The sequence below is a fragment of the Brevibacillus centrosporus genome, from assembly GCF_003710815.1.
GTDB classification, from domain to species: Bacteria; Bacillota; Bacilli; order Brevibacillales; family Brevibacillaceae; genus Brevibacillus; species Brevibacillus centrosporus.
In genome coordinates, this window is sequence record NZ_RHHP01000015.1 from 1 (window position 1) to 21,051 (window position 21,051).

Genomic DNA, 21,051 nt, shown 5'->3' on the forward strand with positions numbered 1-21,051 from the left:
AACTTTTTGGGGTCACTTCAGCTCCCAAAAGGGCTTGGCGGTTTTTTTGCGTTTCGTGGGCGTTCTGTGAAAAAAGGCGAGCAAGCCTGTGTCAGCTGTCCAAGGAAAGCGGTCAAGTTTCGCATACGATGAGGAAACAGAAATCGCGGAAGGAAGGGATTCCATGGCTACTTTTCGAGAAGCATTGCGAGCCAAGCAGAAATTAGTGAAGGCATGGAAGAAAATGCCGCACGTCATAGGCATTGGCGTTGGTTTTGAGAAGGGGACTAAGAGAAAGGGCGGTCACTGCATCGTCTTGTATACTGCAAATGCGAGTGCGACGGTTGCGAAGCGCTGTCCGAAGCATGTCCATGTGAAGAAGCATCTCGCAAAGGGGCTTGCCAAAGTGCCTGTGCGGACCATCGCTTCGGGGCGCTGCTGCTGCCATCGAAAGTATCGTCGCAGAATCCGTCCTGTCGTCGCCGGCTACAGCGTAGGATACCCTGGCATATCCGGGACAGCCGGTCTCATCGTCTCGCCGGCAGCCCGGCGAACCCGACGGTACCTGCTTAGCAACAACCACGTGCTCAACAGGAACAATACCAGTGGCTATACTGAAACGATTCAACCGGGAGGGGCGGATGGCGGACGATCCGGGATCAGTCGAATCGGAAGGCTGTACAGGTTTGTCCGGCTTCGTAAAAACGCGAACAACTACTTGGATGCAGCCCTGTCCATCCCCACGTCCACTCGCCTGCTCGCTCCCCGTTATGCGACAGTGGGGGCGGTTAGAGGACATGTACCCGGCTATGCAGTAGGAGCCAGGTTCAAAAAAGTGGGCCGTACGACAGGCCGGGTTAGCGGCGTGGTAGAGTCTATTCATACAGACATTGATGTGGATTACGGCTCTGTCGGCGGTCTGGGTGTCATTCGTTTTCGCAACCAGACCGTCATCCGGGGCCAGAGAGCAATTTCATTGCCAGGTGACTCCGGATCGGTATGGCTTACCTCAGGGAACTATGCGGCAGCCGTTAACTTCGCAGGCTCAGAGGATGGCAGACTCTCCATCTCGTTTCCCGTGCATTGGGCGATGCAGGCATTCGGAATCCGCGTCGCAAGGGCGAATGGCAGCATTGGACAGCTTCGTAGGGCAGCTGTAGGGCGCAGGAGGCGTGTGGGGTATACCCGTCCATTGACTGCGGCACAGCTGCGCCAGATCATCATGAAAAAGGCAGCGATTAGGCGAACCGGCTCAAAAAAGAGGGGACGGTAACTGCTGACAAAGCTTCTTGGGTTAGCGAATACAATTTGCCAGGTCATCGAGCTTTTGCAGGACGAGCGCGGAGATGTCCTCCAGTGACAAATAGGCTGCTTCGGCTTCTTGCTGTCTTCCTGCACGAACCAGTTGATAGATCTCACGGACGATATCATGGAACCGGCAATGCGGCTCCTCCAGCTGCTGGAAGGCAGGCAAGGAAGAAATGCTTGGATTCCCTTTGACTTCCCTGTACCACGTGCCCAAACGGCATTGATGATGGTCGGCCAGGTCTTTTTCTTCGATATGGTGATAACCGAGCATGAAGTTGTACAGCCACCATTTCCACAGCAGATGATCCGTCTTGACGATCCGCAGATAGTGCTTGGCTTTGAGCTGAACTGTCTGGCTGACACTCATTTTGTGCAAGCTGCTCCTGCGCGATCGAGGCGATGTGTCCTGTGGAACGGCTGACGTTTTTCAATGTTGCCGACGATTTCCTCGAGCAGCTCGATGGCATCCCGCGTTTGACTGACTTTTTGGGTGACGTGGTCGCTCATCTGATCAGCTACGCTGCGGATGACCTGTACGACCTGCGAGATATTCTCAATGGAAGTCATCAGGTGAGCGATCTTGGTCTTCATTTCATAAAACTCATCGGCCATGGACAGGAACCTGCTCAGGGAAGACTGGATGATTTCTTTGCCAGCCATCGCCTGCTCCATCGTGGTGGTAGCGTTTTCAGCAACATGCTGGGCAGAGTGGGCTATCCTTTGGACGGATTCGGACAGCTGCTCCGAGGCATTTTGCACCGTGCTGGCTTCCTTCGTTGTTGTCTCGACTGTATCGAGGACGTGCTTGATCTTGTCGATTTGCATGACGAGCTCGAGGACGTGAGGAGTAGGCTTGAATGATGGCGGGAATCATATACTCGTATATACGTAAATAGGAGCCTGTGTACCATTCGGGAGCCAGACCGATCCGGCTGTGAACCTCACCGATTTTCTCGCGGCCGGCGACAAATGCATCATCCATTTGACTGGCAGGGAGTGACTGCAGGTGACGGCGGAACGAACTCTTTCAGCATCTCATAATGTCGATCGGTGATGGAATCCAAATGCTCGTGGAGCAGCGGATCCGGCTTCCGGATTCGCTCCATATCCTCCTGGTTGATTCTTACCAAACATTTCGATACCCCGGTCTATTCATAAAACACGACCTATTCGGAATGAATAGGTCGTTGATGGCTTCATTATATCATTTGCCCAAATCACAGAGGGAGGGCGAGGAGGCCAGATCTATTAGGAAATTGTGAAATGTTTGTAAAGAAGAACATAAGTTTCATCCTATCCTATTCAAAAAAAGTCATATGATCCTTTTCCTGCCGATAATATCCAAGCCGATCCTCGAGTGTACCTGTATGCAGTTCGAATTTGTGTCCATCAGGATCGGTAAAGTAAATAGAGCGCTTGTCACGCACGTCGCGTTCCCGGCCAGGCAAGATGGAGACCTCGTTTTTTTGGAGGTGCTCGAGCCAGGAATCAAATGTCTCCTCGGCGATTGAAAAGGCGAGGTGGGTGTAGGACTGATGGATCTCCTGACGAGGAATGTCCACCTCTTCATTCAGAGCCAGCCAATATCCGTTCCAATCGAAATAAGCCAGCTTTCTCCCGCGGACGAGTGGTTTGGCTCCCAATACATCGCGATAAAAGACAAAAGACCGTTCCAGATCGGACACGGAAAAAAGGAAATGATTAATCCCAGACGGTTGAAGCAACATAATCTCCTCCCAATAATCCCCATACGGGTTTATAAGCCCATTTTACGAGAGGGAGAGACATTTGACCAGTAGAGCAGGAAGGCAAATCCAGACAAGGGAAGTCCCCCTCGGATTTGCCCACTGCCGGTAAGGGAAGGTCTTACTTGGATTGTTGTTGCTGTTGTTGCTGCTGCTGCTGCGTTTGGATGGTGGATTGCACCTGGGACACCATGGTTTGCGCCTGGGCGATTTCCTGAGAAGCTTGTTTGAGGGCTTCTTCCGCGAGCTGCGGGTTTGCAGCAGATTGCTGGATGGCTTGGTTGATCATCGTTTTCGCGAGTTCAGTAGAAACTTCCGCTTTTTTCAGGGAGTCCGTATTGATTTGGCTTGGCATGCTTGTTCCTCCTCGAAGTGATGTTGGCAGAGCACCACAATAATTTGTCCGCTCTCCATGTCGAATATGTATGCAAGGCAGAAGCCCAACCGCTTGCGCTTCTGTCTGCATACCCTTGATAGGAGGGAGGAATGCGGGATGAAAAAGAAATGGGTGCAAGCGGTGAGAAATACAGAGCGAGCTTTTTTTACCATCGTGCTCTCCGCCAAAAAACGAGTAGGCAACCGTGGGAGAATACTGCCTCCGCGTTTTTCATCGGTCGCAAAAATTCGCCGGTTTCTGCAAAAGAGCATGACTCCCTGCCTGGCGAGCCGCGTGATCAGAAATCTGGATTTACGCCGGATCAACGGTCGATTGGCAGTGCCGGTAGGGGATACGATCGGAGCTCCACCTATTGTAAAAACACAGCTGCTTTCACGGTGCGGATCGAATGTCACGTTAGCTGTTTGGTTTGCCTTTGATCAGAGCGACCGTTTTTTTCGCGTGTACCAGCTGCGAAAAAGAGCAGATGGAAGGTGGATCGTCGTAGGGCGTCATCCTCTTGACTACCCGTTTAGCTTGCCCGGACGTGAGCGGACGCCGTTGGCAGGATGCTGTGCCCGGTGCATGTGAGGAAAGAAAGAGGGAGTCGAAAGCACGAAAAAGGGCATAGGAACAGCTGCCAGCGCTTTGTGTCGTGGTCTCCCTCTCTTCATTTCTGTAAGAAAAATCCGGTATTGATTTTGGCTCCATTTGCCTGTATAGTAATGAAGTATTGACGGTGCGAAATTTGTCGAAATTTAGGGGATGGCACAGCTTGGTAGAGCTCTTGGCTTGGACAGCCTGTTTTCCTGACCAGATGAAACCGTCGATATCATGATTGGCCGGTATGGCGGAATTGGCAGACGCGCGCGACTCAAAATCGTGAGGGAAACCGTGGGGGTTCAAGTCCCTCTACCGGCACCAGCAATCTATACATAGTGCTTTTCTTACGTAAGGTGGGAAACAGAGTGTAAAACCTGTTTCTCACTTTTTTCATACAGTAAGAATTTATAAGATTCATATCCAGTATAAGTGCAACTAAGACTGCCCCAAAAGGCTTGGCGCAGCCAAGTTTTCTAATATCTTGAGCCAGTAAAAGGGTACCAAAGCTTAAGTCCTGCTACAATGAGAGAAAAAGGAGGCTGATCTTGTGAGACTTTCTGGAAAACGTATCGTCTGCTATGTGGAGCATGAATTTGAAGATCTCGAGCTGTGGTACCCCGTTCTTCGGTTGCGTGAAGAAGGGGCTGTCGTCGATCTCGTAGGGCCACAGGCGAATTATACCTATAAAGGAAAATACGGCGTCCCTTGCGTATCGGATAAGTCCATTCACGAAGTGCGCGCTGTGGATTACGATGGCGTTCTGGTTCCTGGCGGCTGGGCCCCCGACAAGCTGCGCCGCTATCCGGAGATACTCACCTTTCTGCAGGAGATGGACCAGGCGAAGAAGCCGATCGGGCACATTTGCCATGCTGGGTGGGTCCTGGTATCCGCCAAAATCCTCCAAGGTGTGAAGACGACGTCCACTCCCGGAATTAAGGACGACATGGAGAACGCTGGAGCGATTTGGGTAGACGAAGAGGTAGTCGTTGACGGGCACATCATTGGCTCCAGACGCCCACCAGACTTGCCGGCTTATGCGAAGGCATTTGCGGACGTCCTCGCAGGGGAGTATTGAACAGGATTGAACTCGCCATCCAACCATATCGTTGCAAGCAAAAGCTCACCCCATAGGTGAGCTTTTTAAGATTTGGTCGGTCCCTTTTTCTTCCAGGGGGGATCGCCGAGTTCATGAATTTTTGTATTGATTTTCAAAAAGAGATAGGGAATTAGAAACGAGAGGATGACACCCGTAAAAGTCAAGTAAGGGGGCAGCAGACCTAATAAATATTTCAATGAAAATCACCTTCCGAGTTCGGCGCGATTGATCCCGCCAATGTTTCGGATGTACACTTGAGCGACCACTTTAATCTCGGATTTTCCGTACAAACGCTTGCCCTTTTCCCAATCGTTCTTGATATCTTTCCATAGATCCTTGTGGTATTGCTTCAGATGGCTGCCCAATCCGATGACGTCTACAGGAAGCTGCTTGTGCACCTTGGTAATCGTATCCCGGCATAGGCGTTCAATCTCGTTGGCGAATGCCAGCTGAAGCTTTTCCATCACCTGTTTGTTGAGCAGATCAATCTGGTCAAAGGACTCCATAATGGCCCCTTCGCATTCGATCTGATAGGTGAATTTCAAGTGCTCCTTGTTTCGTGTATCCGCGACGATGCTCCTTTTTGCCCCCGTAATGCTCAGGACACCCAAATCCTCTTTAAATTTGGCTTTCAAGAGGCCTCCTTTTATTTGGTTAGTCAGGAAATTAAGTCCCTCCGTTTCTTCCTCGCCCAAGAAACCCACCATGATATGATCGCTATTAAAAAGGGCGGCACCTGCTATCTTTACTTCCTGTTTTTCCGCCGTGATACGAGGCAGGGTAAAGCTGAACTGATTGAGGAGCTGCTCGTGTACATCTCCGATCCGCATGACAGGCAGCATACGTGCCGTTCTATCGTTGTTTTCTCCGATGGAATTGATGTACAGGGAAGGGAGCTTCTCTGTTTTCGGTTTCACTTCGATGACATTTTTGGCATCTCCCTTGGAAATAAAGACCTTGGTGCTGCGGCGTGCATCGGGATCGCGAAGCAGCACATCGATGGCGTTGCCAAAGCCGTTTTTCGAGCGGGCGATTTCCTCGGAAAAGATGATGATCTTTAGATGCTGGTAAAAAGGAGTTCTGCTCGCACGGGTTGCAAATTCGCGCGATACCTCAAACAGGGAGTCACCCTCCGAGACGATGTTGAGATACGCTTCGTTCGTGGTGTTTTGACCGGTGGACTGACCACCAGCTACGAGTCCTCCGGGAATGACCATCTGGTTGGTAACCAGGAAACGCTGCTTTCCCTTTGGCTTTTCGGGCGCTTCTTGTTCCGCTTGCTCCTCTGCATTCTCGTTGCGGGGGGCATCTACGGCTACACCTACCACAAATCCGCGCTCTTCAATCTGTACCTGATCCCAGCACCCACTGACCAAAATCGTGGACAGAAGCATGCTCACATAGAGACGTAATTTTTTACCCATTGCCCTTCACCCCGCGGAAAAAAGCAATGATCAATAAACAGATCGGTATCAGATAGACAATAATGAGACCGAAATAAGTCAGCTTGTCTCCAAACGAAAAGAAGTCGATCAGGTTCTGTGGTAGCATCGCAATAAAGTAAATGATCGGCGAGAGGATCAGGATCCAGACCATCTTGCCTACCTTTTTGAACATGGAAGTCAGATTGAGGACGGTAATATCCAGCCACATCGCGCTGGTATTGAAAATAGTCATGATCCAGATTGTAAAAAAGATAGACTCGACGCGTTCGAAAAAGCCGCCGGGAACCTCGACTTCCTTGGCCAGCTCGATCGTCGGAAACGTTAAGTTTTTCGCCACCTCCGCAGAGAACACAGCGATCACAAACACGTAAATCGTCATGTACAGGACAACGGGAATGAGAAGTCCCAAAAACACAGATTTGCCTGCTTCCTCCGGTCGTTTCATGAGCATCGTATAGAAAAGAATAATCTCAAATCCGGAATAGGAAAGCCCGACATCCTTGGACCCCTGCAAAAGAGCTTTCCAGCTCGAAGAAAAGTACGGACGAACGTTTTCGATTTCGACGAGAGGCTGGGCAAACACCAGTACTACTACGATGACGTACAAAACGACGGGCATAAACAAGAGGTTCAGGCGGAGCAGAGCAACGCGCGAGCCTGCTACGGCATACTGCACCACCAGCAAAAAGCTCAGGGTGATCATCTCTACTGGCGTATTGTAAAACAAATATTGCTTGGCGATGGTGCCAATCGCACGCACCTCAAAAGAGACAAACAGCATCGTGTAGATGCAAATCAGGATGGTTAAGACGTAGCCGACCGGCTTGCTGGCAATCAGAGACGTGTATTCAAAAAAGGATTGCCTGGGAAAGCGAGCGGCAAGCTTGGCAAGCAACCAGCCGATCAGGAAGGCAACGGCACCACTGATCACGATTGAAATCCAGCCATCAAAGGCTCCCGTTGCTTTAGCCAAGGTGCGTGGGAATGTCAAGATGCCCACTCCGATAGTTACGGAGGCGATGTTGATTCCCATGTGGTTTTTGCTAATCAGCTTTTCGGCTAATGTTTGAGCGCTCATGATTGATCCCCTGTTCTCATGCGAGTTTCATCTTGTGTATGCAGTGCTTTTGGTCGTTTTCTCAAGAAGGTGATAGGCGCGCGAAGAATCAGGTCCTTCCAATCCCGTGGCATCTGCGGGGCAAAAGGCGATAAGTACGGATAGCCAATGCTCGTCAGGTTGGACAGATGAATCATGATGACAATGAAGCTGAGAATGACGCCATATACTCCGAAAACAGCGGCAGTGAACATCGCGAAGAAACGAATCATCCGAAAAGCGATCGCCAGCTGATAAGAGGGGATGGCAAACGATGCGATCGCGGTGAGTGCGACGACGATAACCATAACCGGACTGACAATCCCGGCAGACACGGCGGCATCCCCGATGACGAGACCGCCTACGATGCCGACGGTCTGCCCCAGCGGTTTCGGCAGGCGTAGTCCCGCCTCTTGCAGCAGCTCCATCGTGGTAACCATCAGGATGGCTTCGAGAAATGCAGGAAAGGGGACACCGTCACGCGTTGCGGCAATGGAAAAAGCTAAGTCAGACGGAATCAGTCCAGGATGAAAGGTTACGAGTGCTATGTAGAACGATGGTGAAAAGACAGCCAAAAAGGAGGCGATGTAACGAAGCAGTCGTGCCAGCGTGCCGACAATCCATCTTTCGTAGTAATCCTCGGGGGAGTGGAGGAACAATCCGAAGGTGACGGGCAAAATCAACACGACGGGTGTGCCATCCAACAAAATCGCGATCCGTCCCTGAAAGAGAGAAGCAGCTACCTTGTCGGGGCGCTCTGTACTGTGAATTTGCGGAAAAGGGGATAAGAAATCATCCTCAATCCACTGCTCGATGAACCCGGACTCTTCTACTTCATCGATGTCGATCGTGGCGAGTCTGCGCTTGACCTCATCCAGCAGCTCTTTGTCCACGATGTTGTCGATGTAGGCGACGACGAGATCCGTTTTACTTCGTTCCCCCACGATTGATCCATCGAACCGCAAATGATAGTCTTTGACTCTTCTGCGAATTCGTACCGTATTGTCCCGGATGCTCTCTGTAAAGCCATCACGCGGTCCACGAACGAGACCTTCTGCCGCAGGCTCTTCCACAGCCCTCGTAGCCCAGCCTTTGCTGTCGATGACGATGACCTGATTGGTGCCGTCGATCAGTAAAGCGGTATCGCCTGATAGGACACAATCGAGCATCGACTGGAAATCAGATTCTTTTTTTATTTCAATGACGGACAAGACTTCCTCGAATAAAAGGGACAGGATCTCCTCGGGGTCGTCGGGTACCGTTTTTTCCGCTGTAGAAATCATCAACTGGATGTTGGCTAGGATTTGTTCGTGCACCATGGCGCTGTTGGCCAAGCCGTCAATGCAGACGACAGCGCAGGAATGCTGGGTATTTCCGATGAAAAAGGAGCGTGTTAAGAGATCGTGTGAATTGCCCAGCAAGGTTTTGATCGTTTCTAAGTTCTCCTGCAAATTCGAAGACAAGGAGAGAGAAATGGGCTGTGCTGCCTCTTGCCTGGGCAGCTCGGATGAGGAAGCTTTCTGCCTGCGATGCTGTGCTAGTATTCTGCGCAACATGAGTGTTCCCCCCGTCAAAAAAAGCGAATAACATGTTAGAGCGATTTTTTCCAAAAGAAGGGGAAAGTATGCGGATGAAAGTTCCACTCGAAACTTTCGCACAAATAATTGAACAACCGCATCAGGTATGGTACATTCGGCATGGTAGAATAGAGAGGTAGTAGAGAGAATTTGCATCGTAGGAGAGGGTGGTAGGCAAGTGCTTCAGAGTCAAGTATTGATCCGGGAAATGGATTTTACCCGGCTTGCTCATACATGGGAAGAACTAGCGGCGCGGATGAAAGAAAACGGGGATACAACGACCCCAGGGAAAATGCTGCAGCTTGCGGATAAGACAAAGCGCGCGGAGTTGAACATCGCTTTCTGTGGACACTTTTCCGCAGGGAAATCGACGATGATCAACACACTGTTAGGTGTAAATTTGCTGCCTTCCAATCCGATTCCGACCAGTGCCAACGTGGTCAAGATTCGCGGAGGGGAAAAGGCGGCGCGCGTGTACACGTTGAACAGCGGCGTGATCACCTTCGATCCTGATACAGAGATGGAGAAGCTCAAGCAGTTTGCCGTTGACGGAGATACGGTGGAATCTGTAGAAGTTTCCTACCCGGGAACATTCCTCGACGAGCATTCCAGTCTACTGGATACACCGGGGATTGACTCGACGGATGCTGCGCATAAAATCGCAACCGAATCCGCCCTCCATTTGGCGGATGTCGTCATTTACATGATGGACTACAACCACGTACAGGCTGAGGAAAACTTCAACTTCACGAAAACGTTGAAAGACCGTGGAAAGCCGGTCTATCTTGTCGTGAACATGATCGACAAGCACATTGATTTTGAGTTGGACTTTGACAGCTACAAGGAAAGTGTGGAAGAAGCGTTTGCGACCTGGAACATTCATCCAGACGGTATTTTCTACACCTCGCTGGCTGAGCCGGATCATCCGGAAAACCAGTACGAAGAGCTGAGAAGCAAGCTGTCGAGCCTGATTGCAAGTCGGGAAGAGCTGGTCGGCCGCAGTGTGAAAAGTGCTGCTGAGCATCTAATCGAGGAGCATATCCAGGTATGGAAGGCAGCAAATGAAAGCGTACGTCAGGAATGGGAGAGCAAGCTGGATGACGTAAGCGTAGAAGGCTTGGATCAGCGGGATGCTGCGGCTGTTCAGGGGGCGCTGGAGCAGGCAGAAGCAGAGGCGGCTGTTCTGGACAAACGGACAGAAGAAGCGCGCAGCAAAATGGAAAAAGAGCTCACGGTGCTCTTGGACAATGCACGTTTGACCTACTTCAGCACGAATGAAGCGGCGCGGAGCTATTTGGAGAGCAAAAAGCCAGGGTTCAAGATGGGCTTTTTGTTTGCGGGCAAAAAGACCGAGGAAGAGCGGGCACGCAGAGAAGAAGCGCTGCTGGCGGATCTGCGTGAAAAAGTGGCCGGAAATCTGGATTTCCACTTCAAGGAATTGATGAACAAGCTGCCGCAGGCGTACGAAATACGCGATGAGGAGTACAATGCGGCTGTTCATGCGACGACCATCGCGCTTACGCCAGAGCTGCTGGCTGCTCATATCAAGGATGGAGCACAGTCACGTGAGTACGAGCTGAACTACTGCAGCGACCTCGCAGGTGGAATCAAGCTGGAGTACCGTCGCGTAGGCCTTGCTTTTATCGAGCAGGTGGTCTCTCGCTTGGCGCAGCAGGTAAAGGCGCAAAGCGAAGGACTGCAAGCACGACTGAATCAATTACGCGAGCTGGCACAGGTGCACAGCAAGCTGGCTGAGCTGACAGCAGCGGAGCAGGGACAACGAGAGCAGTTGCAGGCGATTTGGCAAAAAGGAGAACAAGTATCATGAACCAATTGAGAGAAAAACTGTTTGCAGCGGCACAAAAGCTTCGGCGCACAAGTGAAGAAATCGTCGCTGTACCAGGTATGCAAGCACAGGCGCAAGCGATGCTGGATCGGGCGGATCGTCTCGAAGCCAACCGTTTTACCGTTGCGTTGTTCGGAGCATTTAGTGCAGGGAAGTCCTCCTTTGCTAATGCGCTGATGGGAGATATGGTCCTGCCGGTTTCCCCGAATCCGACTACGGCCGCGATCAATAAAATCATGCCTCCGACCGACGAATATCCACATGGGACCGTTCGCGTAGTCTTGAAAAGCAGAGACGCGATTGAACAGGACGTTTTGCGCTCGTTGGCTGTGTTTGGTTTGCATGCCTCCGGTTTGGAAGCTGCGCTTGCAGAGCTTGGAAAAATTGACGTCGCGCAAATTCCACCGACTGCCAAGCCGCACTATACGTTTCTGAAGGCCGTTACGAAAGGTCTGCCGGAAATGGGAGCGCACCTCGATGGGGAGCTGCTCGTGGATATGCAAGCGTTTAAGGGATTTGTAGCCAAAGAGGAAAAGGCTTGCTTTGCCGAGTACATTGAGCTGTTTTACTCTTGTCCCCTGACCGATCAAGGAATCGTTCTGGTGGATACTCCTGGTGCGGACTCGATCAATGCCCGTCATACCGGCGTTGCGTTTGAATACATGAAAAACGCGGATGCCGTCTTGTTCGTTACCTACTACAACCACGCATTCTCCCAAGCTGACCGCGAGTTTTTGCTGCAAATGGGACGCGTGAAGGATACGTTTGAGATGGATAAAATGTTCTTCATCGTGAACGCAGCCGATTTGGCGGCTTCCGAAGAAGAGCTGCAAGGCGTTATTACGCACGTGGAGAAAAATCTTTTGACCTGCGGAATCCGTCTGCCGCGCATCTATCCGGTATCGAGCCAGACCGCTCTCTTGGCACGCATGCACGAAAAAGGCAAGCTGGCAGCATCTGCGGAGAAGGTGTACCGCCAACGGACGCAAACGGCAGAAGGCGCAGAGCTGATGCCAGCCGAGGAAGCATTCAAGCTGTCTGGCATGGCGAACTTCGAGGCACAGTTCTTGCGCTTTACCATTGAGGAATTGACGCAAATCGCTGTAAACGCGGCGATCGGTGAAATTCGTCGTGCCCATCATACACTGACTGAGTTCATGAGAATGGCGCAGTCAGGCGAGAGCGAAAGACTGGCTCGCAAGGAAGCGGCGCAAACGGCACAGGCTTCCGCATTGACAGCTGTCGAGTCGCTCGCGACGAATTCCTTTGAACGCGATCTGGCAAAGGAAAGGGAAGAGCTGCTCTACTATGTGAAGCAGCGCCTTTTCTTCCGCTTCAACGAGCTGTTCAACTTCGCTTTCAACTCGTCTGTGCTAAAAGACGATGGCCGCAACATGAAACAGGCTCTTCAGGGAAGCTTGACGGACCTATTGCGCTCCATCAGCTACGATTTGGCTCAGGAGCTGCGTGCGACGACGCTTCGCCTGGAGAAGTTTCTCAACAAGCAGGGTGTTATGCTGGCCCAGCAATGGCAAAACGACGTGCAAGCTTTTGCAAGCGGCTTGACGCTCTCACCGTACCAACCACGTCAGGTTGAGACGCTGCAGTTTGCCGAGGAGCTGCCGGTAGCAGTCTCCGCTTTCCAACCGGCGCTGGCGCTGTTTAAAAATACGAAGGACTTTTTTGAACAGGATGGCAAACTCAAGGTGCGCGATGAGCTGGAAAAACGGATGCAGGAACCGGTTGCAAGTTACGTCGCAGCGGGAAACGAACAGCTGGCTGATCAATTTGCTACAATCTTTACAGAGCTGGTAGGAGTCGAACGTGCTCGCGTCATCGATCAGGTGAATGCGTACTTTACAGGTTTGTACGCTGCACTGGATATGAACGTCGATCTGGATGAGCTCCAAGGCAAGCTGGATCGAGTCGCTGGTGAGCTTCAATAGGACGAAAAACGAACGAAAGACACTCAAGATAGGACTCTTGGGTGTCTTTTTCTATACAGTAAGAATTTATAAGATTCTTATCCAGTATAAGTGCAACTAAGGCTGAGCCAAAAGGCTTGGCGCAGTCAAGTTTTCTAATGCAGAAGTAGGTGTTTAGTCTCAAAAGGAAAAGAAAAGAACAAAGACTGCAACTTCTTCTCGAATTTTCACGTCTGCCATTTCAGATAAAAATTATGATCAGGGATCGAGGAGGAACAACCTATGAAAAGATGGAAGCACAAAATTTTGCCAGCGATCCTGGCAAGTTCTTTGAGCGTCTCCTTTGCTACAGCGGTTAGTGCTCACGGAAATGGAAACGGGAATGGTAATGGCAACGGCAACTGGAATGGCAACTACCAAAACGCCAAGGGCAACAACCAAAAAGGAAACACGCAAAAAATCAGCTTCCCGCAAAATAACTTCAAGCCTGGAAACTCGTATCCAACCCAATATCGTTTCACTGATCTGCAAAAGCACTGGGCAGAGTCTATGGTCAAAAACATGGTGGACCGCTCCATTATCAAAGGCTATCCGGATCATACATTCCGTCCGAACAAGCCTGTTACGCAGCTAGAGGCTTTGACGATGGTCATTAATTTGCTGACACAAAACAAAGAGCTGATGACAAATGGCGATTATAAAGGCTACGAAGTCCCAGACTGGGCGCAGACGACTGTCAAACTTGCCCTGATCAATCACATTGTAGATTCGAAAGACTTTGAGCCGAATAAACCGGCTACCCGACTGTTCGTGATCAAGCTGCTGGTAAACGCGCTCGACGTCGATATCGATGATGTAGATGAGGACAACCTGTTCTTCGGGGATATCGCAAATCTCAGCGATGAAGAAAGGGAATATTTGTCGTACGCATTGCTGCAATCGCTTGTAGCAGGCTATGAGGACAAAACGTTCAAGCCAAACAAACCTGTTACCCGTGCGGAAATGGCGGTATTTGTAAACCGTCTGCTCGGCAAGTTCGGGTCGGTTGAATCCGGCAACCACGTAAAAGGCACAATTGCGGCTATCGATGAAGACGAGGAAGAGCTGAAAATCGGTTCCAAAGCCTATGAAATTGCGGACGATGTAGTGGTGAAGCTCAATGGGAAAGCGTCGAGCATGAGCAAGCTGTCCAAAGGCATGATAATCGATGCGATTGTAAAGGATGACGAGATCACCACGATCTATGCCTATACAACAAGCGATGACGAGGACGATGTAGATTTCAAAGTTGAAAAGGCTTCGGATGGCAACGATGGTGATGACTTCGAGGAAGCAGTGAAAACAGGCTCCCGTGTGAGCGACAGCACACCTGATCTGACAGGCGAAACGCTTTCCATCGCCTTGAATGGAGATCGTGCAAAATGGATCGATCTGGATGACATCGACGGCACGCAAGACGATGGTGATGAGGTTGCCGAAGCGTTGGAAGAGGCAATTGGGGACGCATTGGGAGACGATGATCGTGTGAAGGTTTCCTTTGAGAATAGCCATTTTGTCTTCGAAACCGACAATAGCCCGACAGATGAAGTACCTAGCATCAAGTTTAGCGGAAGCGCTTTGAACGAGCTTGGTCTGAACAGTACGGAAGCGAAAGGCTCCTTGGGCGAATCTGATGAAGAAACGTGGAAAATTACTGTGAAGTCGAATGCAACCTCCGACCAGACGTATGTGATTGCGATTGAAGATGACAACATTGATGAGAAGGTAGAAATCGATGTGGATGACAACGATTCTGCCGAGGAAATCGCAGACAAGATCGCTGACGCTCTCCAAGATAACGACGAAATCGATTCGGCCTATTCGGTTGACGTGGATGGCGATGTCGTGACCCTGACTTCCAAGATCGATGGGGAAGATTTGGACGCAGAGATTGCTATCAGCAAAAAATAAAGCCGGATTAACAAGAAAAAAGCCAACCTCATGTTGGCTTTTTTTGTACAGTAAGAATTTATAAGATTCTTAGCCAGTATAAGTGCAACTATGGCTCCACCGCAAAGCTTGGCGGAGCCAAGTTTTCTAATGTTGTTTTCTGTGATGGCTTACCCTGCGATATCCAGCTTCTCGGCATCCGAGGCTACCTTGTTTCTCACAAGGAAGGAAGATAGAGCAGACCACTTACTTTCTACGAGCTCCGCTATGAGGAGGACAAGCATGACACCAAGCATGACTGCACACACGGATAGCGGTATAAACCAATGATGGCTGGATTGTGAGAAGAACGGTATGAGGGAGACGGCAACGATCGGGGGTGCATTCCACTTAAACCGATTAATCATCCAGATCGTGAGGAGTACGTTTACAAATAACGAGATGGGGCTTGGGTAAACGAAAAAAAACAGAGTCCCGATCACGGACGAAACAGTTGCCCCCAAAGTAATTTTACTCATTTCGGAAATACGGAAGGAACGCGAGACGAATAGAAAACAAAATGCCCCTAATGCAGGGAAAAATAACGTGTCCAAGAAAGAAACTTGCAAGGAAAGCCAGTAAACGAACATGAGATATAGACAAATAAAGACTGTTTTAACATTCATTGGAAAGAGTTCAACCCCAATTATTTCGTGTCTCCGAGGAGCAGCATTTTAACAACTGCTACATTCTAGTCATTTTTTACTTCCCTGTCAATAATCGAAAAGGCCCCGTCCAATCCTTTTTCGGAAAGGCGGGGCGCTATTGTGTTTAGTTATTGGCTTGCTGATACTTGTCAAATTGTGATTCAACTTCCTTGGACGGCATCAGTCCAGCTAACGGCAAGGAACCCGCCAAACAAGGTGTACGCGATAGTAACCAAGCCTACGATCCACAAGCCGCTGGTATAGCTTAAGTGGAAGGTATTTTCAAACAGCACACCGCCTGATACAAGTCCAGAAGAAACGTAGAAGGTAAAAAAGATCATAATAACCAAAGCAGATACGAGACGCAGCATGCGGGAACCGTCGCCAAAGCGGTTTTCCAAAAAGGAAGGAATGGTAATCGAGTTGTTGGCGACCTCCGTGTATGTGCGAAGGCGAGGGGCGACGTAAAGCCAGTTTGCATAAGCACCCAGTGTAAGGCCAATGGCAATCCATGAAGCACTAAGTCCTTGGGCGTACATGGCACCAGGCAACCCCATCATCAGCCAGCCGCTCATGTCTGAAGCGCCAGCACTTAAAGCGGTTACAGCAGGACCCAGCGTTCGTCCTCCCAACATGTAGTCGCTAAGATTGGAGGTACGCTTGTAGGCATAGTACCCGATCAGCAGCATGCCTGCCATGTACACAATGATGGAAACGAGCAGCATGTTCATTGAAGCACCTCATATGTTGTGTTTAATATTTTTTAAAATAATATTAACGTATTAAACAATAACATGCGTATATATAAATATCTATTACAAAATGTGAAAAATAAAAATAGTGACAATAAAATATTTTTTACTTATACGAAAAAAGCCTGCAGCAAGAAGCCGCAAGCTTTTCGTGATTCTTCCAGACTTATTTTATTGCACTTGGATTTGACCAGCGCTGTCCAAGGATACCTTGAATTCCTTTACCACAACAGGCTCAGCACTTGGATTGTTCAAATCGTGCTTGAGTACCTTGAACGTGCCGTCCCCAGTCAGCTGCCCGGAGTATTCCACGCCAAACAAATCCGACTTGTAAAAGCTGAAGTTAGCCAGCTCTGTTTGTTTCAATTCGTCTGCCACAAGCTGCCCGTCCCCGCTGAACATCGCATTTCGCAAAGCCTCAGAAGATTCGTATTTTTGCTGGAGATAGGTCTTTAGCTGTTGGGCAATTTCAGACTCTGCCAGCTGCTTGCCTGCCTCTACAGCTTGCTTTCCCACTTCAATCGCTTGTTTGCCTGTTTCTACGGCCTGCTGGGCGGTTTGTACCCCTTCGGAAATTTCCGAGCACGCTGTGAGAAGCAGCGCACAACCCAAGATCACCGCATTACGCATGGGAGGTTCACTTCCTTCCTGCTGTTTGTTCATCTGCACACTTTATTTATTTTATCGTATCTCACCTTTCCGTGCATCCGCATATGATGGGGTAAGCGTAAGAGCTGCACTGATTACAGGGAGGAAACACAATGATTCAAGGGAAAGTAAAATGGTTCAGCAAGGAAAAAGGATATGGTTTCATTGAGAGAGACGGAGGGCCAGATGTTTTCGTTCATTACTCGGCGATTACGGGCTCTGGCTACCGCAACCTGGAAGAGGGCGAGCAGGTTACATTTGAAATCGTGAATGGACAGCGCGGACTGCAGGCTGCGAACGTAGAACGTCGAGGCGTTTAAAGGGAAATTCGAGGATTTTTATAACGATAATGTGGACGCCGTCAGATTTTCTGGAGAAGATCCGACGGCGTCTTTGTTGCTTTCTTTGGATGTGATCATCGCAGATACAGGAAAATGGATAGGGCGATAATCAGACAAAATGTAATGACGCCATAAATAATCAGCAGGTTTCGCGAGCGATGAGCAAAACTCCGCTGTTTGCTCTCTGCGGGATTGAGCCCAATCCTGAACGTGAGGACCAAGGCGATGCTGACCAGAATGAAAACCGCTATGATAAATGGAAAAATGGGCATAAGTAGGACCTTCCTCTCCGTCTGGCATACGTCGATCATATAATGACCCGCTTAAAATGTGGCCATCCACTTTACTGTTTTTTTACCCATCCACTTGCGGTTAAGGCGTCAGCAAATCGAACGACAGCTTCCGGGATTTGCTCCAGACGGGCACGCCCAAAGGTGAAGCGGACAAATCCGGGGGAAGACCCAAACAAGTGACCAGGTACAAATACCAGTCCACGTTTCACGGCTTCTGACAGGAGGCGCTGCTCACTGAAGTCGCCAAGCAGACGACACCAGAGATGAATGCCCCCCTCTGGCGGACGCATCTCGATAAGATCACCAAATGTGTCGAGCAAATGAAAAGCTAGCTGATCACAGCGAAAGGCAAGCTGCGAGCGTAGCTGCTCGATGTGATGTGCGAAATCGGGGGAGGCGAGAAAGCGTTCCGCTAGCCACTCGGGAAAGATGCTATGGCCGAAATCAAACTGCTGCTTGGCATCCGCCAATCGCTCAATCACGGTCTGGGGCCCGACAATCCAACCGATCCGCAGGCCAGAGGCCACGATTTTGGTCAACGAGCTGATGTATAGAACCGTCCCATGCCGATCCATGGATTTTAACGTACGAACAGGCTCTCCAGAAAAGGAGGTCAGACTGTAAGGATCATCCTCGATGATCGGAATGCCGTTTTCGGCTGAGATGGCGAGCAGTCGTTCCCTGCGTTCATACGAGAGAAACGTTCCTGTTGGATTATGGTAGTTTGGGTTGACGAAGACCATTTTGATGCGATGCGTCCGATGCAGCTCTATCAGCTGTTCGGGATCGATGCCATCCTCATCGACTGGCAGTGAAAACGTACGAAGGCCAGCCGAATGAAAGAGCGGAAGCGAGTTGCAGTACGATGGGGACTCGATGGCCACGGCATCACCCGGCTTGAGCAGGCATTGTACGACGAGGTGAAGGGCTTGTTGCGCTCCTGAGGTAATGAGAATAGAAGAAGGCGTCGTATCAATGCTGCGCCACGTTTTCATATGTACGCGCAGCGTTTCCCGGAGTGGACCGTTGCCGAGTGGATGCTCATAGCCCAGATGGGAAGGGAAGTCTCCCGTGGTGAGTAGCTGCTGCAAGGAATTCGTGGGAACCAGATCGAAAGACAGCTCTCCACTCGCCAAATCAATCAGCTCGTTTTCCTGCGTTGTTTCCCTCCTGATTTTTCGGATGAGAGGGAGATTCGGGCGAAATGAACCGGATTCCGTTAAATGTCGCCAGTTGGGTACACGTGTGCGGGCCAGGCCCCAGATATCTTCGCTCACCATCGTGCCGCTGCCTTGCTTTCGTTCGATGACGCCTGCTGCCTGCAGCTCGTCGTAGGCAGCTACAATCGTGGAGCGGTTGACGTGGAGCTCGTTTGCAAGTGTACGCTCAGAGGGCAGGTAGCTGCCTGGCGGAAATTCGCCGCCAGCGATCCTCTGCTCGATTTGCTCGGCTATTTGCTTGTATCGGGGTATTTCTTTTTGCTTGTGATTGGTTTTGGCGTTGGATTTATCATCCATGCATAATCCCGCTTTCATCTGTGGTTTCTCTGATTATAGCATGCTGGTAAAATGAGGTTGCGTACGAAACGAGGCTTTCCATTTTGGTCCCTTATCGTTACTATAGAACAGAGAAATTAAAGGAGAGGATTACGTTGAAACAATATCTGGACTTGTGCCAGCGCATATTAGATGAAGGTGTCACCAAGGAAGACCGGACAGGGACGGGGACGATCAGCGTATTCGGACATCAGATGCGCTTTGATTTGAGTGAGGGCTTTCCGCTGGTGACCACGAAGAAGCTGCATACCAAATCCATTTTTCATGAGCTAATCTGGTTTTTGTCCGGGGATACGAACATCCGCTACCTGCAAGAAAATGGCGTGCGGATCTGGAACGAGTGGGCTGATGAAAACGGGAATCTGGGACCTGTCTACGGCAAGCAATGGCGCTCGTTTGCAGGTGCAGATGGAAAAACAGTCGACCAAATCCAGTGGGTAATTGATGAAATCAAACGCAATCCGGACTCGCGCCGCTTGATCGTGAGCGCCTGGAATCCCGCAGAGGTGGACAAGATGGCTCTGCCTCCGTGCCATCTTCTCTTCCAATTTTACGTAGCTAATGGCAAGCTGTCATGCCAGCTCTATCAACGCAGTGGCGACACGTTTTTGGGCGTCCCGTTTAACATCGCGAGCTACGCTTTGCTAACCCACATGATCGCTCATGTGACAGGACTTGAGCCAGGCGATTTCGTGCATACACTGGGTGACGCGCATCTGTACCTCAACCATGTAGAGCAGGTCAAGCTGCAGCTGACACGTGAGCCGAAGCCGCTGCCAAAGCTGAAGCTGAATCCAGACGTAACGTCCATCTTTGATTTCAAGTATGAGGATATTGTAGTCATCGAATACGAATCTCATCCGCACATCAAAGGTGAGGTGGCGGTATGATCAGTCTGATCGTGGCGTATGCGCGTGGCCAGGTGATCGGTAAGGACGGCGTCATGCCGTGGCATTTGCCAGCTGACCTGAAGCATGTGAAGGAACTGACGACGGGCAAGACGATCGTGATGGGGCGAAAAACGTTTGAATCGCTGGGCAGACCGCTCCCGAATCGGAGAAATGTCGTGCTGACGCGCAATCAGGAGTTTCATCCGGAAGGCGTAGATGTCGTTCATACGAAAGAAGAAGTGGTGGCCCTAGGCGATGTGATCATTTTTGGCGGCTCCGAGATCTACAAGCAGTTTCTCGATGTGGTGGACAGGCTGTACATCACGGAAATCGACCTGGAGACAGAGGGAGATACGTTTTTTCCGGACTGGGATCAGGAGGCGTACACCTTGGTCGAGAAGCGCGAGGGAGTCGTTGACGAAAAGAATCGCTATCCACATGCGTTCTACGTTTATGACAAAAAACGGTAAAGACAAGCGAATAGCTGTTCGACAAAGCGGGATGAGACGAGCTCTTTTCCCGCTTTTTTGTATGCTCCCCTTCGATAGGAGAGACGATTCCCTAGCTATTTGGGTGCGATGGTAGAAATCGCCCACACACTTGTGCGACTCTTAAACATACACATACAGGTAAATGACTTGCGTAAAAGGAGTGATGGGGGATATGTCCAGCCTAGCCAGCAATCGACAGGAAATCCTTGAGTCTTCTCCCAAACAGCAAGCAAACTACTTCGTACCCAATGTCGGTCAAAGGGAAGAGCACATTCTTTACGAGTGGAGAGGGGCCGAGTTTGCTGCCTATTTTTCCAGGGATGCTGTGATGCTTTTCTTGACTGCAAAAGGGCAGAGCGGCGTGCGTCTGGATTTGCATTTTCTCGGTGCCGAGCGTAGTCAGGAGCCGGAAGGAAAAAAGCTGCTTCCTGGCAGAATCCACTACCTAAAAGGCAGGGATCCCGCCTAG

Annotated in this window: 21 protein-coding genes, 1 tRNA gene and 2 pseudogenes; 11 read left to right on the top strand and 13 right to left on the bottom strand. The window is 50.3% G+C overall.

Translation table 11 applies throughout. The features are described from left to right. Positions 1 to 163 precede the first annotated feature (163 nt). Positions 164 to 1,252, top strand: coding sequence for a chymotrypsin family serine protease (locus EDM55_RS14050; RefSeq protein WP_092274655.1), 1,089 nt, complete (start codon positions 164 to 166; stop codon positions 1,250 to 1,252). A 21-nt stretch (positions 1,253 to 1,273) separates the two neighbouring features. Here EDM55_RS14050 and EDM55_RS30965 read toward each other — a convergent pair whose 3' ends face one another. The 6 genes and pseudogenes from EDM55_RS30965 to EDM55_RS14065 all read right to left on the bottom strand — a co-directional run bounded on the left by EDM55_RS30965 (position 1,274) and on the right by EDM55_RS14065 (position 3,387). Then, positions 1,274 to 1,654, bottom strand: a complete 381-nt coding sequence (locus EDM55_RS30965) for a CZB domain-containing protein (RefSeq protein WP_246071158.1) — start codon at positions 1,652 to 1,654, stop codon at positions 1,274 to 1,276. Beyond that, complete coding sequence (locus EDM55_RS30970; protein WP_246071159.1) at positions 1,651 to 2,112, bottom strand: hypothetical protein; 462 nt, start codon at positions 2,110 to 2,112, stop codon at positions 1,651 to 1,653. The genes EDM55_RS30965 and EDM55_RS30970 overlap by 4 nt, the downstream gene beginning before the upstream one ends. A 70-nt stretch (positions 2,113 to 2,182) precedes the next feature. Further along, positions 2,183 to 2,269: pseudogene (locus tag EDM55_RS30975) on the bottom strand (protoglobin domain-containing protein); the annotation flags it as partial. After that, on the bottom strand, positions 2,262 to 2,393 hold the full coding sequence (locus EDM55_RS30980) for a hypothetical protein (RefSeq protein WP_258957863.1): 132 nt from the start codon (positions 2,391 to 2,393) through the stop codon (positions 2,262 to 2,264). The pseudogene EDM55_RS30975 and the gene EDM55_RS30980, both read right to left, overlap by 8 nt. A gap of 192 nt (positions 2,394 to 2,585) precedes the next feature. After that, complete coding sequence (gene fosB, locus EDM55_RS14060) at positions 2,586 to 3,014, bottom strand: metallothiol transferase FosB (RefSeq protein WP_092274658.1); 429 nt, start codon at positions 3,012 to 3,014, stop codon at positions 2,586 to 2,588. Between the two features lie 139 nt (positions 3,015 to 3,153). Further along, entirely contained in the window at positions 3,154 to 3,387 is a 234-nt protein-coding gene (locus tag EDM55_RS14065) for a hypothetical protein (protein WP_092274661.1), read from the bottom strand. 138 nt (positions 3,388 to 3,525) lie between these two features. Between EDM55_RS14065 and EDM55_RS14070 the strand changes: the two genes are divergently transcribed. The 3 genes from EDM55_RS14070 to EDM55_RS14080 all read left to right on the top strand — a co-directional run bounded on the left by EDM55_RS14070 (position 3,526) and on the right by EDM55_RS14080 (position 5,086). Then, entirely contained in the window at positions 3,526 to 3,999 is a 474-nt protein-coding gene (locus EDM55_RS14070; protein WP_092274664.1) for a hypothetical protein, read from the top strand. A 250-nt stretch (positions 4,000 to 4,249) separates the two neighbouring features. Further along, positions 4,250 to 4,332, top strand: a tRNA-Leu gene (locus tag EDM55_RS14075). Positions 4,333 to 4,558: 226 nt separating this feature from the next. Next, positions 4,559 to 5,086, top strand: a complete 528-nt coding sequence (locus EDM55_RS14080) for a type 1 glutamine amidotransferase domain-containing protein (RefSeq protein ID WP_092274667.1) — start codon at positions 4,559 to 4,561, stop codon at positions 5,084 to 5,086. Positions 5,087 to 5,310: 224 nt separating this feature from the next. Here the strand turns inward: EDM55_RS14080 and EDM55_RS14085 are convergent, their stop codons facing one another. The 3 genes from EDM55_RS14085 to EDM55_RS14095 are packed head-to-tail and all read right to left on the bottom strand — an operon-like array spanning position 5,311 to position 9,204. Next, complete coding sequence (locus EDM55_RS14085; protein ID WP_092274670.1) at positions 5,311 to 6,531, bottom strand: Ger(x)C family spore germination protein; 1,221 nt, start codon at positions 6,529 to 6,531, stop codon at positions 5,311 to 5,313. Beyond that, positions 6,524 to 7,630: a GerAB/ArcD/ProY family transporter gene (locus tag EDM55_RS14090; RefSeq protein WP_092274673.1), complete on the bottom strand. Its 1,107-nt coding sequence runs from the start codon at positions 7,628 to 7,630 to the stop codon at positions 6,524 to 6,526. Before EDM55_RS14090 ends, EDM55_RS14085 begins: the two co-directional genes overlap by 8 nt. Further along, the gene (locus EDM55_RS14095; RefSeq protein ID WP_092274676.1) at positions 7,627 to 9,204 is read right to left on the bottom strand and encodes a spore germination protein; all 1,578 of its coding nucleotides are present in this window, start codon (positions 9,202 to 9,204) and stop codon (positions 7,627 to 7,629) included. The genes EDM55_RS14090 and EDM55_RS14095 overlap by 4 nt, the downstream gene beginning before the upstream one ends. 199 nt (positions 9,205 to 9,403) lie before the next feature. On the opposite strand from EDM55_RS14095, the gene EDM55_RS14100 reads away from it, so the two are divergent. The 3 genes from EDM55_RS14100 (at position 9,404) to EDM55_RS14110 (ending at position 14,946) form a co-directional block, all read left to right on the top strand. Then, positions 9,404 to 11,053, top strand: a complete 1,650-nt coding sequence (locus tag EDM55_RS14100; protein WP_373863382.1) for a dynamin family protein — start codon at positions 9,404 to 9,406, stop codon at positions 11,051 to 11,053. Continuing rightward, positions 11,050 to 13,017 (top strand): dynamin family protein, encoded by a 1,968-nt coding sequence (locus tag EDM55_RS14105; protein ID WP_092274679.1) that lies wholly within the window; start codon positions 11,050 to 11,052, stop codon positions 13,015 to 13,017. The genes EDM55_RS14100 and EDM55_RS14105 overlap by 4 nt, the downstream gene beginning before the upstream one ends. Before the next feature lie 261 nt (positions 13,018 to 13,278). Continuing rightward, on the top strand, positions 13,279 to 14,946 hold the full coding sequence (locus EDM55_RS14110) for an S-layer homology domain-containing protein (protein WP_122960569.1): 1,668 nt from the start codon (positions 13,279 to 13,281) through the stop codon (positions 14,944 to 14,946). Between the two features lie 149 nt (positions 14,947 to 15,095). On the opposite strand, the gene EDM55_RS14115 is transcribed toward EDM55_RS14110, so the two are convergent. From EDM55_RS14115 to EDM55_RS14125, 3 genes and pseudogenes are all read right to left on the bottom strand, one after another. Beyond that, a complete protein-coding gene (locus tag EDM55_RS14115; protein WP_429795233.1) occupies positions 15,096 to 15,428 on the bottom strand; it encodes a hypothetical protein in 333 nt (110 codons plus the stop codon). Between the two features lie 350 nt (positions 15,429 to 15,778). After that, a pseudogene (locus EDM55_RS14120) lies at positions 15,779 to 16,342 on the bottom strand (sodium:solute symporter family transporter); the annotation flags it as partial. 192 nt (positions 16,343 to 16,534) lie between these two features. Further along, positions 16,535 to 16,993, bottom strand: a complete 459-nt coding sequence (locus EDM55_RS14125) for a hypothetical protein (RefSeq protein WP_092274687.1) — start codon at positions 16,991 to 16,993, stop codon at positions 16,535 to 16,537. Between the two features lie 131 nt (positions 16,994 to 17,124). Between EDM55_RS14125 and EDM55_RS14130 the strand changes: the two genes are divergently transcribed. Next, a complete protein-coding gene (locus tag EDM55_RS14130; RefSeq protein ID WP_092274690.1) occupies positions 17,125 to 17,331 on the top strand; it encodes a cold-shock protein in 207 nt (68 codons plus the stop codon). A gap of 364 nt (positions 17,332 to 17,695) precedes the next feature. Here the strand turns inward: EDM55_RS14130 and pdxR are convergent, their stop codons facing one another. Continuing rightward, entirely contained in the window at positions 17,696 to 19,162 is a 1,467-nt protein-coding gene (pdxR, locus tag EDM55_RS14140) for a MocR-like pyridoxine biosynthesis transcription factor PdxR (RefSeq protein WP_122960571.1), read from the bottom strand. A 134-nt stretch (positions 19,163 to 19,296) separates the two neighbouring features. On the opposite strand from pdxR, the gene EDM55_RS14145 reads away from it, so the two are divergent. The 3 genes from EDM55_RS14145 (at position 19,297) to EDM55_RS14155 (ending at position 21,051) form a co-directional block, all read left to right on the top strand. Beyond that, on the top strand, positions 19,297 to 20,091 hold the full coding sequence (locus EDM55_RS14145) for a thymidylate synthase (RefSeq protein ID WP_092274696.1): 795 nt from the start codon (positions 19,297 to 19,299) through the stop codon (positions 20,089 to 20,091). Beyond that, positions 20,088 to 20,561: a dihydrofolate reductase gene (locus EDM55_RS14150; RefSeq protein WP_092274699.1), complete on the top strand. Its 474-nt coding sequence runs from the start codon at positions 20,088 to 20,090 to the stop codon at positions 20,559 to 20,561. The genes EDM55_RS14145 and EDM55_RS14150 overlap by 4 nt, the downstream gene beginning before the upstream one ends. A 193-nt stretch (positions 20,562 to 20,754) precedes the next feature. Next, positions 20,755 to 21,051, top strand: coding sequence for a DUF7948 domain-containing protein (locus EDM55_RS14155; protein WP_122960572.1), 297 nt, complete (start codon positions 20,755 to 20,757; stop codon positions 21,049 to 21,051).

Bases quoted from the DNA above. Each gene is read 5' to 3' on its own strand.
- EDM55_RS14125 (WP_092274687.1), bottom strand. From the start codon at position 16,993: ATGCGTAATGCGGTGATCTTGGGTTGTGCGCTGCTTCTCACAGCGTGC.
- EDM55_RS14070 (WP_092274664.1), top strand. From the start codon at position 3,526: ATGAAAAAGAAATGGGTGCAAGCGGTGAGAAATACAGAGCGAGCTTTT.
- pdxR (WP_122960571.1), bottom strand. From the start codon at position 19,162: ATGGATGATAAATCCAACGCCAAAACCAATCACAAGCAAAAAGAAATA.
- EDM55_RS14130 (WP_092274690.1), top strand. From the start codon at position 17,125: ATGATTCAAGGGAAAGTAAAATGGTTCAGCAAGGAAAAAGGATATGGT.
- EDM55_RS14065 (WP_092274661.1), bottom strand. From the start codon at position 3,387: ATGCCAAGCCAAATCAATACGGACTCCCTGAAAAAAGCGGAAGTTTCT.
- EDM55_RS30970 (WP_246071159.1), bottom strand. From the start codon at position 2,112: ATGCAAATCGACAAGATCAAGCACGTCCTCGATACAGTCGAGACAACA.
- EDM55_RS14150 (WP_092274699.1), top strand. From the start codon at position 20,088: ATGATCAGTCTGATCGTGGCGTATGCGCGTGGCCAGGTGATCGGTAAG.
- EDM55_RS30980 (WP_258957863.1), bottom strand. From the start codon at position 2,393: ATGGAGCGAATCCGGAAGCCGGATCCGCTGCTCCACGAGCATTTGGAT.
- EDM55_RS14155 (WP_122960572.1), top strand. From the start codon at position 20,755: ATGTCCAGCCTAGCCAGCAATCGACAGGAAATCCTTGAGTCTTCTCCC.
- EDM55_RS14050 (WP_092274655.1), top strand. From the start codon at position 164: ATGGCTACTTTTCGAGAAGCATTGCGAGCCAAGCAGAAATTAGTGAAG.
- EDM55_RS14085 (WP_092274670.1), bottom strand. From the start codon at position 6,531: ATGGGTAAAAAATTACGTCTCTATGTGAGCATGCTTCTGTCCACGATT.
- EDM55_RS14105 (WP_092274679.1), top strand. From the start codon at position 11,050: ATGAACCAATTGAGAGAAAAACTGTTTGCAGCGGCACAAAAGCTTCGG.
- fosB (WP_092274658.1), bottom strand. From the start codon at position 3,014: ATGTTGCTTCAACCGTCTGGGATTAATCATTTCCTTTTTTCCGTGTCC.
- EDM55_RS14095 (WP_092274676.1), bottom strand. From the start codon at position 9,204: ATGTTGCGCAGAATACTAGCACAGCATCGCAGGCAGAAAGCTTCCTCA.
- EDM55_RS30965 (WP_246071158.1), bottom strand. From the start codon at position 1,654: ATGAGTGTCAGCCAGACAGTTCAGCTCAAAGCCAAGCACTATCTGCGG.
- EDM55_RS14090 (WP_092274673.1), bottom strand. From the start codon at position 7,630: ATGAGCGCTCAAACATTAGCCGAAAAGCTGATTAGCAAAAACCACATG.
- EDM55_RS14110 (WP_122960569.1), top strand. From the start codon at position 13,279: ATGAAAAGATGGAAGCACAAAATTTTGCCAGCGATCCTGGCAAGTTCT.